The 14,887-nt window shown below is 63.8% G+C and carries 7 protein-coding genes; all 7 read right to left on the bottom strand.

From position 1 onward, the window contains the following. Positions 1-201 precede the first annotated feature (201 nt). Complete coding sequence (locus GV819_RS12450; RefSeq protein WP_161756383.1) at positions 202-2,055, bottom strand: polyurethane esterase; 1,854 nt, start codon at positions 2,053-2,055, stop codon at positions 202-204. A gap of 108 nt (positions 2,056-2,163) precedes the next feature. After that, positions 2,164-5,163 carry an autotransporter domain-containing protein gene (locus GV819_RS12445; protein WP_161756427.1) on the bottom strand — a complete coding sequence of 1,000 codons (3,000 nt, stop codon included), beginning with the start codon at positions 5,161-5,163 and terminating at the stop codon, positions 2,164-2,166. Positions 5,164-5,346: 183 nt separating this feature from the next. Continuing rightward, positions 5,347-8,334, bottom strand: a complete 2,988-nt coding sequence (locus tag GV819_RS12440; protein WP_161756382.1) for an autotransporter serine protease — start codon at positions 8,332-8,334, stop codon at positions 5,347-5,349. A gap of 199 nt (positions 8,335-8,533) precedes the next feature. Next, entirely contained in the window at positions 8,534-10,219 is a 1,686-nt protein-coding gene (locus GV819_RS12435; RefSeq protein WP_161756381.1) for a polyurethane esterase, read from the bottom strand. Positions 10,220-10,267: 48 nt separating this feature from the next. Continuing rightward, complete coding sequence (locus GV819_RS12430) at positions 10,268-11,617, bottom strand: TolC family outer membrane protein (RefSeq protein ID WP_372242111.1); 1,350 nt, start codon at positions 11,615-11,617, stop codon at positions 10,268-10,270. 14 nt (positions 11,618-11,631) lie between these two features. Beyond that, on the bottom strand, positions 11,632-12,948 hold the full coding sequence (locus tag GV819_RS12425) for an HlyD family type I secretion periplasmic adaptor subunit (protein WP_372242112.1): 1,317 nt from the start codon (positions 12,946-12,948) through the stop codon (positions 11,632-11,634). Positions 12,949-12,962: 14 nt separating this feature from the next. Next, a complete protein-coding gene (locus GV819_RS12420) occupies positions 12,963-14,750 on the bottom strand; it encodes a type I secretion system permease/ATPase (protein WP_161756378.1) in 1,788 nt (595 codons plus the stop codon). Between the last annotated feature and the right edge of the window lie 137 nt (positions 14,751-14,887).

The raw sequence follows: 14,887 nt of genomic DNA, 5'->3' as shown, positions 1-14,887 counted from the left end.
TCCTGCCATTACTTTGAATCGACTGTTACTGAATCCTTGTCGCCACTGCCGCAGGCAGCGGCTACAGAATCTTGCGTACCTGTAGTAACGCGCTGACCGGCTTCAGCTTTACGGGGATTGGAGTCCTTAATTGACCAAATGGTCACTTTTTTTCCCGATGGATGACGCGAGGCCCATTGCGAGCCCCACGCCACGGGTGCATCAGGCGAGGATGATGCCCGAGCCGTTGAGATGCTCGAGGCTGACGCCCACCAGGGTTACCGAATCCTGACCGAAGGTCAGGACCGTGTCATTGCCACTGCTGCTGGCATGGGCCCGGTAGTCCTGGCCTGGCAGGACACCGGTCACGCCCATGAACACCAGCTTGTCACCGCTCTGGTAGCCGAGGATCCGGTCCTGGCCAAAATGCCCGTTGAACAGGAAGGTATCGTTGCCACCTCCTGACTCCATCAGGTCATTGCCGGCGCCGCCGACAAACACATCATTGCCCTTGCCACCAATCAGGTGATCGTTGCCGTCCAGGCCAAATAGCCAGTCACCGCCGGCATGGGCCCTGAGCACATTGTCGCCGCCATCGCCTTTCACCGAAGAGGCGTACTGGGTCAGTTGGTTGCCAACCTTCAACCCCTGGTCAGTGACTTGATGCAGTACATCGTCCTTGAACAGGCCCCAGAGGAACCCCGGTTCCTTGCTCTGGATCGCCCCGATGTCGCGGGTAATGCTGATCCCGCCGTTGGCGTCGCGTACATACAGGGTCCCGGCGCCATCGCTGGCAAAGCTGTAGTTCTTCACTGACTGCTGCAGGTCCAGGGTATTGCTGCCCTTGCCGCCAAGGATGATGTTGTAGCCGCCGTCGTCGCGGAAGGTGTCATTGCCGTCACGGCCCTCCAGGTAGTCATTGCCGCGTCCGCCCTGGATCAAGTCATTGCCGTCGCTGCCAATGATGAAGGTGCTGCCCTTGTGAGGGTCGGCATTGCGGTTCAGGTCCTGGACCCAGGTACTGGCCCGGGCCGGATCTGACAGGTTAGCGACGACGATGGTCGAATCCTTGCTGGTGAAGTCGTAGAACTTCGACTCCAACACCCGAGTCAGGCCGTCGCCGTAGCCGGTGGGCAGGTGGGAAATCCAGGTAGGGATGTTGAGGATCGAAAAGGGCAGCACGTTCCACAACGTCGAGGCGTAATGGTCGTTGAAGTTGACGATGTTATTGGTCGCCGAGTCCTGATGGGCATCGTGGACCAGCAGCGACGACAGGTTGAAGGTGGAGCCGTCGAGGGCGCGGAACACCGGGTCATTTTCATAACCGATATTCAGCACCTTGTCGCTGGCGCTCTGGGTCGGCGAAGCGTAGGCGATGTAGTTGGAGTCCTTGTAGAACCCGGACCAGCGCTCAGTGCTCAGGTCCGCCAGGCTGTTGACTGCGATCCCGCCCAGGCTGTGGCCGCTGACCAGGATGTCCTTGCCGGACAGGCCATTGGCCTGGGCAAAGGCGGCAACATCCCCGAGCAGCTTGCCGAAAGCCTCACCGGCATAGTTCTTCGCGTAGTCCTTGGGTCCCAGGGCTGCCAGCAGGTCGTTGATCACATCACCGATGGAGTCGCTGATCAGCGATTCCCGCGGCCCGCTGGTGCCACGAAAGGCGATGCCAATGGAGCTCAGGTGGCCCTGGGCATCGTACTTGCCGAGGATCTCCACCTGGGCCGTGCCGTAACCGGCCTGCTCGCCGAAAAAAGTGCCCCGGGCATCCACCTTGCCGGTGTAGCCCAGTTGCTGGGCACTGAGGGTCGACCAGCCAGCCTGATGCAGGGCGTCCTGGGCGGCCTTCTCCGAGTCGGGATTCCAGGGAATACCTGGAATCACCCCCTGGGAGCTGGTGCTGCCGATCAGTGCAGTGACCAGGGTTGCCGGCAAGCCAAGGCCGAAGCCATTGTGCTGGTAGCCCTCGGCAAAGCCGTTGTCGAGGTTGTGGTAGGAGTACAGGGTGATTGCCATGGCGTCGGAAAACAGCGCCTTGGAGTCATCTGCAGTGAAGTTCTTGTAGTCAAACACACCCATGGTATTGCCTCTCTATTTGTTGGAATTGTCAGAGATAGCTCCGGCCACCCACGTCCGTTGCCGAGCGTGGGTGACGCGGTACAACACCTTTCAGCGGTTGCGCTGGATTCAGAACGCCCAGTCCAGGGTCAACCCGACCCCATGGCTCTTGTCCTTGCTGCCCAACACGCCGTTGTAATCCAGATTGACCCGGGCCCCGCGACCCAGGGCAACCCCTGCTCGTGCACCGATCACTGCGGCGTCACGCTCCAGGGACAGACTCTGTACGTTGTATTCCCCTCCTCCAGCGGCAAAGGCCAAGTGCTGATCGGACCCGGTGGCACTCAGGTTGTGCTGCCAGCCCAGGGTTGCGGACAGCTCCAGCGCTTGCCCGTTCGCCAGCGGCAGGCGCTGGCCGGCGCGCATCCCCAGGGTCGAAAGCCAGGCCTCACGTTGATCGTCAGAGCCTTTGAGCGCCGTGGCGCCGCCGCGTTCCTTGAAACTGTCACTGCTGACATGCACATAGGCCAGATTGGCAAAGGGCTCCAACAGCACCGGGGCCAGTTGCCACTGCCACGCTGCCTCACCGAACAACTGGGCGCTGCGAGCATCGCGCTTGGCCTTCTGCCGATCGGCGACTGTGTCGTACTGCAACTCACGCTTGCTCTCGATCCGGTGCCAGCTGTAGCTGCCGCCCAGGCCCAAGCGCAACGCATCGAGTTGCTGGCCCAGGTAAGCCCCCAGGTGATAGCTGTCGACCTTGGCCGAGGAATGAGTGCCATCGCCCATGTTCAGCGAACTGTCACTGTAGCCGCTGAACAGCCCCAGGCGCGTGTCGTCGTCCAGGGCGCCATCGACCCCGACCAGCAAACCGCCAATCGAGGTGCTGTAGCGCGCGTGAGCGGCGTCGCCATCAGCCTTGCCCCAGGCCCCCAGGGTCTTGAGCCAGACGCCGTTATCCTGGCCTTGCGCGCCACGTGTGAGTGCCACGGGCTGCTGTCGCAGGCGCTCACCCACGGCATCGCGCAAGTAGCGGCTGTCGTTGAGCAGCAGGCTGCCAATGGCTGGGTGAATTTCTCCAGACAACTGCTGGAAGGCTTGCTGGGCACTGGTGGCCGAGTCCACCAGCAGCAGGCTTTCATACACCGGGTTGCCGGCCCCCAGTTGCTCGGTAGCGGCGGCCACTGAACGCTGGTTCGGCGTCAGGCCGAGGCTGCTGAAGGAGGTGGCGTTGCGCACCACCGCCAGTTGCACGCCGGCGGCCGTGTAGTCCAGGTTGCCGCCAAGGAACAGCGAGTTGGCCTGGACCACGCCAAAACTGCCCTGGATGCCACCGACAGCATCAATGATCTCGAACTGATGCCCCAACAGGCTCGGCACCCGTTGCTGACTCAGCAGGCCGGGGCCACTCTCCAGCACCAGGGACAGCGTGGCCCCGCCGAGCTGCGCCTGGCCATCGGTGACCAGGCGGTCGCTGGCGCTCGGTGACAGTTCGACCGCGTAGGTCGAACCCGGCAGGAAGGTCACGTCCGAACTGACGTACAGGGTGCCGATCGAGTTGCCCGGGGCCACGGTCGCACCCGCGTTGACGGTGAGTCCGCCGACCCGCCCGGTACCACCGAGAATCCCGCCGGCGTTGACCGTCACCGCCGACACCAGCGAACCGTTGACCGCCAAGCGCCCCTGGTTGACCAGGGTCGGGCCGGAATAGCTGTTGCTGCCGCCAAGCACCAGGGTGCCGATGCCCTGCTTGGTCAGGCCGCCGTGGCCACTGATGTCGTTGTTCCAGAAGTCCAGGCCGCAACTGATGTCGTTGCAGCGGCGCTCGGTCGGCTTGCCCGCATCCACCAGGGCGCCGACCCCCGGTAGCTCGGCGACGAACTGGGTCGTGCCATAAGCGCCCGCAACCCGCAACGCCTCGGGAATATCCTGCTCGGTGACCAGCATCCCCGGGCCATGGATGCCCTTGTCCAGGTTGATCATGCCCCAGCCGTACAGCGAGTCGATGCCGGGGGCGCCGAGGTCGGTGGCGGTGGTGCGCAGCACGCTGGCGATCTGTGCGCTGTTCATGTAGGGAAAGCGCTGCATCAACACCGCGGCGGCGCCGGCGGCGTGGGGCGCGGCCATCGAGGTACCGTTCTTGTTGGCATAACCCAGGGTCATGTTCTCAAGGCTGGTACCGCCAATCACCGAGCTGTAGATCCGCGTGCCGGGGGCCGAGACGCAGAAGCTGGCGGTGTAGCCACAGCGTGAGGAAAAGCTGCTGATGACGTAGGGATCGGCACTGGCGCTATCAGGATTCTGTTGCAAGGCGGCCACGGTCAACCAGCTGGGCGCGATGTCCGGGACGAAATAGGCCAGGCCGGCGATGGCGTCCGGGTTGTTCAGGTTGTAGTCGTTGCCGGCAGCGAAAATCGTCATCACACCGCCGCGGGCGGCGGCGATGGCGCCGTCGTAGGCGCCCCCCGGCAAGGTCCCGAGCAAGGGCTGGATCTGGGTAAACTGGGCGCGCGCGTCATCCAGGGTGAAGTGCGCGAGCGCCAGGTTATGGCCGTCCCGGCTGAAACGGTCAGTAATGCCGATGCCCCAGCTGTTGTTGATGATTCGCGCGCCGCTGGCCACCAGGCCGTCCCAACCCGCCTTGTATACCGCGCCATCATTGCCCAGGACGATGCCATCCTCCGGGCCCGGGTCACCGTTGTCGGCGCTGATGATCTGCGCATCGTAGGCCACGCCGTGCATTGCCCCGCCATCGCGGCTGCCGGCGGCGATCCCGCCCACATGGGTGCCATGGGAGCCGAGCTTGTGGTCCGAGCCCAGCGACGGGCTGCCGTCATAGCGAAAGGCATCGCCGGCATTCACCCGGATATAGGGATCGGTGTACTGGCGAATGCCGCTGGTGATCAGAGTCACCACCTTGTCCGCGCCGGAGAACTCTGGATGCCGCGCATACACCGGCTGGTCGAAGATCCCCAGCTTGATGCCCTTGCCGCTGTACCCGGCGGCATAGGCGCTGTCGGCATGAATCGCCCCCAGCCCCCAATCGGCCTTGAACTCGGCGCTGCGCCAACTGCCAGCATCACCCGAGCGGCCGGTTTCCACATAGGGTTGTGCCTGGGCCGAGCCCATCAGCGCCACCCAGCCCAGCAATGCCTGGCCAAGCGGGGTCAGCACCCTGCCCTGCCCAGCCACACCGCGATCCTTGCGTTTGACTTGCTTCACTACGACCTTCCTTAGCTGCGTTGACAAAAGTTGCGTTGGCGAAATTCCCTGGGGCGAGTTCCTTGCGCCGCCGTTGATTCGAATCCCGCCTCAGAAGCGCCACTCGAGGTTGAGCCCTGCTCCATGCTGTTGTTGGCGACTGGCCAGTTGCCCCTGGTAACTCAGGCTCAGCTCCACATCCCGGGCCAGCTCCAGACGCGCCTGCCCGGACACCAGCGCGGCATCACGCAAGGGCGGCGTGCTGCTCACCACAAAACCCGAGTCAGTACCGGCAAAGGACAATGCCTCGCTGGCCTGGGTAGCGCTCAGGCGGTGCTGCCAGCCCAGGCTCGCCGACAGCTCCAGGGCTTGCCCCGAGGCCAGCCGCAAGTGCTGGCGACCGCGCAGGCCAAGGGTGCCGAGCCAGGCATCGCGCGAGTCGTTGCCCCCTTGCAGGGCTGCGGCGTCGCCCTGCTCGTGAAAGGCCTCGCGCTCCAGGCGCTGGTAGGCCAGGTTGGCGAAAGGCTCCAGCACCAGCGCTGGCAGCGGCACGGCATGCGCCGCCTCGGCAAACAGCTGGGTGCTGCGGGCATCGATCCGGGCTTTCTCCCGGCCGGATACACCGCCGTAGGCCAGGTCACGCCGGACCTCGGCGTGATGCCAGCTGTAGCTTCCCCCCAGGCTCAGGCGCAGGTCGTCGAGGTCGTGCCGGGCATAGACACCCAAGTGATAGCTGTCGACCCGCGCCTTGGCCCGGGTACCGCCGCCCATGTTCAAGGAACTGTCGCTGTAGCCACCCGCCAGGCCGACGCGGGTCTGCTCGTCAAGGTCCCGGTCGATGCCCGCCAGCATCCCGCCAAGGGAGGTGTCATGGGCCGTTGTCCCACGCACGCCTTCGACCCGACCCCAGGCCCCCAAGCCCTTGAGCCAGACATTCACCGCCTCGCGCTCAGGGCCCGAGGCCTTCAAGCCGGAACGTTGCAGGCGCTCGCCCAGGGCATCGCGCACGACCGCCCCCTGGCTGGCCAGCATCGCACTCAGGGCCGGGTAGATCTCCCCGGACAATTGCTCCAGCGCGCCTTGGGCCTGCACCGTCGAAGGCAACAGCAGCAGGCTTTCATACACCGAGTTGCCCGCCGCCAACTGCTCGACCGCCGCACCGGCCGAGCGCTGGTTGGCAGTGCCACCGACACTGGCAAAGGTCGTGGCGCTACGCAGCACATTCAGTTGCACGCCGGTGCCTGAATAATCGAGGACCGGGCCGAGAAACAGCGAGCCGGGCTGGACGCTGGAAAAATGCCCGACAACCCCACCGGCAGCTTGCAGGATGTCGTACTGGCGACCGATCAGGCTCGGCACCGGCTGCGTACTCAGCAGCTGCGGACGCTCTTGCGGCAGCAAACTGACATTGGCGCCATTGAGACTGGCCTGGCCGGTGGCAACGATACGGTCGCTGGCACTGGGGGAAAGCTCCACCACATAGGTCGAGCCCGGCTGGAAATCAACATTCCCCGCCACATTCAAAGTGCCGATGGAATTGCCCGGTGCCACTCGGGCGCCGGCCGTGGCAGTGAGCCCGGCAATTTGTCCGGAGCCGCCCAGGGTGCCACCGCCATTCACCGTCACCGCAGACGCCAACTGGCCATTGACCGCCAGCAAGCCGCCGTTGACCGTGGTCGGCCCGCGGTAGTTGCTGTCGCCGCTGAGCACCAACCAGCCGGGGCCGGACTTGATCAGGCGGCCCTGGTAATCACGCTGCGCGGCAGCCGCGTCGCGGGCCATGCCCAGGGCGTAATCGGTTTGTTCCTGCTGGCTGGCCCCGGGGCCCAATCCCTGCGTCCAGCCCCGGTCCCTCAAGGTCTGTTGCCAGGCCTGGTGCTCGGCAGCATCCTCGGCCTGGCGCTGCACCAGGGCCTGGTCCGAGATGCCATTGCTCCAGATATCCCCTTGTCCGGCACCCAGGTTGACCTTGAACTCACCGAGCAATTGCCCCGGCCCGTGCAGCGCCCGCCCCAGGTCCGGCACGCCCCAGCCAACCAGGGAAGTAGGCCCCTGAGTCTGCGCGCCATCAAGCTGCCGGGCAGTGGTCAACAACACTTGCAGGGCCTGCTGGTTGTTCAGGTAGGGATAGCGCTCCATCACCAGGGCCAGGGCGCCGGTGGCATGGGGCGCGGCCATCGAGGTGCCGTTGTAGGTGGCATAACCGCCACCGGCGATGGTGCTGGTGATGGCCGCGCCCGGAGTGGCCAGGCACCAGTATTTGGCGATCCCGCACTGGTTGTATTTCTGCTGGTTGTTCTTGTCCAGCCCCGACACCGCCAACCAGTGGCCTTCCAGCTCCGGCTGAAAGTACGGCAAGGCCGAGCGCACGCTGGCGTTGGCATAACCGCTGTTGCCGGCGCTGAACACATTGATCACCCCGCGGCGCGAGACCTCGGCGGCGGCATCGAGCCAGGTGCCCTGCTGGAAATGCTGGGCATAGGCGGCCCGCAGGTCGCCCAGGGTCTGGTAGCGGACGTCCTTGGGCTGGCTGCCCCAACTGTTGTTGATGACCCGCACGCCCGCATCGGCCAACACGCCGTACACCGCCTGGAAATACTTGGGGTCGGGGCTTGGGCCGAACAGGAAACTGTCGTTGTGATTGGTGTTGCCCACATACACCTGGGCATTGAAGGCCACCCCGTGCATGCCCATGCCATCGCGGGCCGCGCCCATGGTCCCGGTAACGTGGGTGCCGTGGTTGTCGTTGGCCGCATTGAGCACACCGGAGACGCTGAAGGGCGTGCCATCGACGAACTCGCCAGTCGCGGTGACCGGGTGAAAGCGCTCCGGGCTGGCCTCGGGATGACGGGCATCGAAACCCGAATCCAGGGCGCCGATCCTGATCCCGGCGCCGGTGATACCCGCAGCATAGGCCTGGTCCGCCTGCATGCGCTGCAGGCCCCAGTCTTGAAGGTATTCGGCCGTGCGCCAACTGCCCGGGTCGCCCAGGCGCGCACTTTCCTGATAGGTGGCCAATGCCGGCAACGGCAGACCACTGGCAAACGCCAGGCACAGGGTGCCCGTCAGCGCCTTGAGCTGATCACGCTTAACATCCATGTCGATGACTTCTCTGTTTTTGTTTTTGTTGGATCGTCCATCCGGGACAGACCAGCTTGTTGCCTGTTACTGCAGGGGACCAGCCCCCAAATCCTCCTCGTTCCCAGCCTCGGCAACCGACAGGGAGTGAAGCCTCACTCCCTGGACTGCGCGGCTATGCGGCGGCCTCTGAAGACACCGCGCTGCGGTAGTGCATTGATCAGGCGAAGACGATGCCCGAACCGTTCAGACCATCCATGCCGACCCCCACCAGAGTCACCGAAAACTCGCCGACACTGAGCAAGGTATCGTTGCCGTTCTGCGACAGGTGCTGGCTGTAGTCGTAGTGGGCATCGATCCCGGGCACGCCCATGAACACCAGCTTGTCGGTGTTCTGATAACCGTGGATCAGGTCGAAGCCGAAGTTGCCACTGAACAGGAAGGTATTGGCCCCGCCGCCGCTGGAGTGCATGACGTCGTTGCCGGTACCGCCAACGAAGGTCACGTTGGCCTTGTCGCTGCTCAACAGGTCGTCGCCGCCATGGCCGAACAGCCAGTCGCCGTCGACGCTGGCCACCAGCGCGTTACCGTAGGCATCGCCGTTGAGCGAGTGGTTGTAGGCCGTCCACTGGTTGCCGTTGAGCAGACCGTTGTCGGTGACGCTGTAGCTCACGTCCTTGCCGAACAGCTGCCAGAAGCTCCCGGCCTCGTGACTGACCAGGGCGCCGATGTCCCGGGTCATGCTGATGCCGCCGTAGGCATCGCGGATGTACAGGGTGCCGTCGCCATCATTGGCGATGGAGAAGTTCTTCAGCGGCTGCTGCAACTCCAGGACGTTATGGCCCTTGCCGCCGAGGATGATGTTGTAGCCGCCGTCATCGCGAAAGCGGTCATCGCCGGCACCGCCGTCCAGGTAGTCGTTGCCCTTGCCGCCGTGCAGCAGGTCGTTGCCCTGGGTGCCGATGATGAAGGTGCTGCCCTGGTGCTGTTCGCTGTAGAGGTTGAGGTCCTTGACCCAGACCTGATCGCGCTTGCCCTCCGACAGGTTGGAGATCACCACCGTCGAATCGCGGCTGGTCAGGTCGTAGAAATCCGAGCCGATCAGGCGGTTGAGGCCCGCGGCGTAGTCCACCGCACTGTGGGCCGACCAGGACCAGGGGTTGAGGATGCTCTGGGGCACCAGCTTGCCGAGCAGCGACGAATAGTGATCGGTGAAGCTGACGATGTTGTTGGTCGCCGAGGCCTGGGGCTGGTCATGGGTACCCAGGGAGGAGCCGTTGAAATGGGTGCCGTCCAGCACGCGGAACACTGGGTCGTTTTCATAGCCGATGTTCAGCACCTGCTGGCTGTCGGCGCTCTGGGTCGGCGAGGCGAAGGCCACATAGCTCGCGTCCTTGAAGAAACCGCCCCAGTGATCCTGGCTCATCGCCGCCAGGCTGTTGACCGCCAGCCCGCCGAGGCTGTGCCCGGTGACCAGCACATCGTTACCCGCCAAGCCCTGGGCAGCGGCGAAGGCCGCCACCTTGCCCAGCAGGTTGTCGAAGGCCAGCCGGCTGTAGTTGTCGGCAAACCCCGGGACAAAGGCCGCCTGCAAGTCATTCACCCCGTCCGCCAGGCTGTCGGTGCCGCGAAAGCTGATGCCGATGGACAACAACTGCCCGCTCGCATCGTATTTGCCCAGCACTTCGACCTGGGCATCTCTGACGCTCGCCTGCTCGCCGGAAATAGTGCCCTGGGCGCTGACGTTGCCCTGGTAACCCAGCTGTGTTGCGCTGATCGGCCGCCACGAGGTGCCCGGCAACGCTTCGCCCGTAGGCGTCGAGGCATACAAGGCCAAGGTGATGGCCTCGCTGTACTGGGCTTTGCCGGCACTGCCAAGGGCATTCTTGTAGTCAAAGATGCTCATGTTTGTAACTCCTTTATCCCTGTGGCCCGAGGTTCGCGTGAGCCGAACCTAGGGCGCTGTGCGTTGGCCGAAGGCCTCATCGACCCTGGCCAGATCTTCTTCCCGCAAGGTTCCTGCGTAATAGTGCAACTTGGTCCAGGCCATCAGATAGTCATAGCGGGCCTGGGCCAGGTCACGCCGGGTAGTGTAAAGCTGTTGTTCGGCATTCAAGGCATCCAGGTTGACCCGCTCGCCGCCGAGGATGCTCTGCTTGGTCGAAATCACCAGGGCCTCGGCCGAGGTCAGGGCCTTCTGGTAGGCGCGCAACTTGTTCACCCCTGATAGACAGGCACTGAATTGACGGCGCAGTTCAATCAGCGTCTCCCGGGTCTTGCCATCGAGTTCGTATTCGGCCTGTTCCATGTTGCGACTGGCCTGGCGCGTCGAGGCCGAAACCCCGCCCCCGGCGTACAGCGGCATGCTGACTTCGATGCCAATGGTGTTGGTGTCGTAACGCTGGTTGTAAGTGTTGCCACTTTCCGACTCGTTCTGGCGCACCGTGGCGTAGGCACTGAGCTTGGGCAGGTGCCCGGCGCGGTTGCGCTCCACATCGAAGCGCGCCACTTCCACGCGCTGGCGCTGGGACGCCAGAACCGGGTTGTTGCTCAGGGCCAGTTCATGCCAGGTGTCGTAGTTGGCCGGGCTCAGGGAGAACGACTGGAAATGCTCCTGCAACGGATCAAGGTCACGTACATCGACCGTCGGCACCCCGATCAAGGCCCCCAGCTCACGCAACGCGGCGTCCTGCTCGTCCCGGGCCTCGATCTCTTCGGCGGTGGCCAGCTCGTAGCGCGACTCGGCTTCGAGAATGTCGGTGCGAGTGCCCTCCCCCTGCTGGAACATGTGCTGGTTCTGTTGGAACTGCTGCTCGAAGGCCTTCTTCTTGGCTTGGGCGATGTCGATCTGGTCCTGGGCGAACAGCGCCCTGGTGTAGTAGCTCAAGACCCGTACCAGCAGCTCTTGGCTCTTGCTGCGAAAGTTCTCGTCGGCGAACAGCGCCTGGGCCACGCCCTTGCGATAGTTGGCGTAGGCCTCGTAGTCGATCAGCGGCTGCTGCAGGTTCAGCGACGAGCCATAACTGTCGTAGTTGCGCTTGTCAGTCACGGTGCCGCGCACCGTGTCCAGGTAGGTGACCTTGGAGTTGTTATGCCCCTTGTTGTAGCTGTAGCCCAGCTTGGGCAACAACCCGGCGCGGCCGATGGCGCGGTTTTCAAGTCCGGCATCGCGCTCCTTGAGCGCACCGAGGAACACCGGGTCGTTGCGCAGGGCCTGCTCGTAGATCTGGAACGGGCCCATTGCCTGGGCCCCCTGGCACACCAGCAGGGACAAGGCTGCCGCGAGAATGGAAAGCTTACTCATACGACGCAACATCCTTATTCTTCAGTCAGTGCTGAGCCGGCCCGGTCGAGCAGTGGCTTGAACAGGTAATTGAGCAGCGAGCGTTCGCCGGTACGTACGAACATCTCCGCCGGCATCCCGGGCTTGATCACCAGCCCGTTGAGTTTTTCCATGGCCTGGTCGCTGACGCTGCTGCGTAGCACGTAGTACGGCATCCCGGTTTTCTCGTCGATCATCTGGTCCGCGGAAATCAGGCTGACTTCGCCGGGCACCCGCGGGGTACGGCTCTGGTTGAAGGCGGTGAAGAGAATATCCACCGGCAGATGGGGGCCGACCTTGTCCACCAGGTTCACCGGCAGCCGCCCTTCCACTTCCAGATGGGTGCCCTGCGGCACGATCTCCAACAGAGTCTCGCCCTGGCGCACCACGGCGCCTTCGGTGTGCACCCCAAGATTGACCGCGATGCCATCGGCGGTGGCGATGATTTCGCTGTTTTGCAAATCGAAACCGGCGGAGGTCAGTTGCTGCTCCAGGGTCTGGGTCTTGAGCTGGGCCTCGGCCAACTGGCTGCGCACCTCTTTCTGATATTCCTCACTGTGTTGTTGCAGCTTGAGCCGGGATTCGAGGATGCCCTGCTCGACCCGCCCGCTTTCACCGGTGTTCTGCGCCAGTTCCTGTTGCACCTGGGACAGCTGCCGCTGGTATTCCAGCAAACGATTGCGCGGGATGTAGCCGTTGTCCGCCAGGGGTTGCAGATTGCTCAGTTGCTGGCGCAGGGATTCGGCCTGGTTGCCAAGGTCGGTGCGCGCCCGGCGCATGCCTGCCAGTTGCGAGGTGGCGCCTTCAATGTTCGCGCGAATGCCCGCCTGCTCACGTGAGAAAGCCTCGCGACGGCTGCTGAACAGCTGGCGCTGGCCCTCCAGCACCAGGGCCAGGCGCGGGTCATCGCTGCTGCTCAGTTGTGCTGGAAAATCCACCTGCTTGAGGTTGTCGCGCTCACTGCGCCAGCGCGCCAGGCTGGCCCAGGCCATGCGGTACTGGGCCTGCAAGGACTGCACGTCCGCCGCGACCTGGGTCTGGTCCAGGCGGAACAGCGGCTGGCCCTGCTTCACGCTTTCGCCTTCACGCACCAGGATCCGGCTGACCACTCCGCTGCTCATGGCTTGCACCGCCTTGCGCTTGCCCGACACCACCACCGTGCCTTGCACGGGAATCCCCTGGTCCAGGGGCGCCAGCGCCGCCCAGATGAAGAAACTGCCGGCCCCCACCAGGGCCAGGACCCAGCCCATGCGGGCGAAAAAACCCGCGTCTCGCTCAACCCGCTCCGGCGCGTAATCTTCTTCGATGATCATGTTGCGGTCCTTGCTCATGCGCCTGAATTCCGTGTCGGGGCCTGATACTGGCGGCTCATGCTCAAGCCGCCGGGTGCTGCTGCCGCTGCCGCGGGTTTGGCCGCCTCCTGGGCCTGTGACTGCTGTGCACCGGACAAGGCCTTGAGCACCTCCTGGCTGGGACCGAACGCCTGCAAGCGGCCTTCATTGAGCACCAGCAGCTTGTCGGCCAGGGCCAGCACCGACGAGCGATGGGTCACCAGGACCACGCTGGTGCCCTTGGCCTTGAGCTGGGCAATGGCCGCTGCCAGGGCGCTTTCGCCCACGGTATCGAGGTTGGAGTTGGGTTCGTCGAGCACCACCAGGCTCGGGTTGCCATACAGCGCCCGGGCCAGGGCCACTCGCTGTTTCTGGCCACCGGACAAGCCGCTGCCGTCATCCCCCAGCACTGTGTCGTAACCCTGGGGCAGGCGCAGGATCAGCTCATGCACCCCGGCCAATTGTGCGGCCTGGACCACCTGTTCCGGGTCGGCCTGGCGAAAGCGCGCGATGTTCTCGGCGATGCTGCCGGTGAAGAGCTCGATGTCCTGGGGCAAATAGCCGATGTAGGGACCCAGTTCGTCACGGTTCCAACGATGAATGTCGGCGCCGTCCAGGCGCACGGTGCCCGCCAGAGTCGGCCAGACGCCCACCAGCACCCGGGCCAGGGTCGACTTGCCGGAACCGGAAGCGCCGAGCACCCCGAGCACTTCACCGGCATTGAGGCTGAAGCTCACCTGCTGCAAGGTCGCCTGGCGACGCCCGGGTGGCCCGGCGCTGACCTGCTCGAAACTCACTTGGCCCTTGGGCGGCGGCAACGACATGGCGGTGTCGCTGGGCGGGAATTCGCGCAACAGCGCGTCCAGGCGCCCATAGGCCAGCTTGGCCGAGCTCCACTGCTTCCATACCGCGATCAACTGGTCGATGGGGCTCAGCACCCGGCCCATGAGGATCGACCCGGCAATCATCATCCCTGCGGTCATGTCACCCTTGATCACCAACAATGCGCCGAGGCCCAGCACCAACGATTGCAGGCACAGGCGCAGGGTCTTGCTCAAGGAGCTGATCACCGACCCGGTGTCACTGGCCTGGTTCTGCAAGCCCAGGAAGCGCGAATGCACCGCGAACCAGCGTTTGCGCAACGCCCCGAGCATGCCCATCGCCTGGATGGTTTCGGCGTTGTGCAGGTGGCTGGTGGCCAGTTGCGTGGACTTTTGCGAATAACCGCTGGCCTCCCCCAGGGGCTTCTTGGTCATTGCCTCATTGAGAAATGCCAGGGCAATCAGCAGCAGCGCGCCGACCGTGGCAAACACCCCAAGCCAGACGTTGAAGGCATAGATCACCAACAGATAGATGGGAAACCACGGTGCATCGAAGAAGGCGAACAGCGCCGGCCCGGTGAGGAACTGGCGGATATGGGTCAGGTCGCCCAGGGATTGCCCGGCATGGCCTTCGCCCCGGGACAGATTACGCTCGAACGCCGCCTGATAGACCCGCAGGTTGAAACGCCGCTCCAACTGACTGCCGATGCGAATGACGATAAAGCTGCGCACCACTTCCAAAAGACCGATAAACAGGAAGAATCCCACCACCATCAGCGACAGCATCACCAGGGTGGTTTCATTCTGCGACGACAGTACCCGGTCGTAGACTTGCAACATGTAAATGGACGGCACCAGCATCAGCACGTTAATCAACGCAGTGAAACAACCGACACTGATAAGGATGCTTTTATATTCGCCCAGTGCCTTAAACAGTGGTGCAGGATGAGTAATCTTCACCATCTTCAACATTTTCCCTGAGCTGACCATCCACGCCTAACGCGAGGAACCCATATACGACACAACTAACAACGCGCTCCCTTAGTCTAAAAGACGTGCGGACACGTCCAAACCGGACAGCTGTCGAAAACAGCAGCCCG

The organism is Pseudomonas sp. Fl5BN2, assembly GCF_009908205.1.
Classification (GTDB): domain Bacteria; phylum Pseudomonadota; class Gammaproteobacteria; order Pseudomonadales; family Pseudomonadaceae; genus Aquipseudomonas.
Note: the sequence above shows the minus strand (reverse complement) of the source record. Positions and strands in the feature narration are given on the sequence as shown.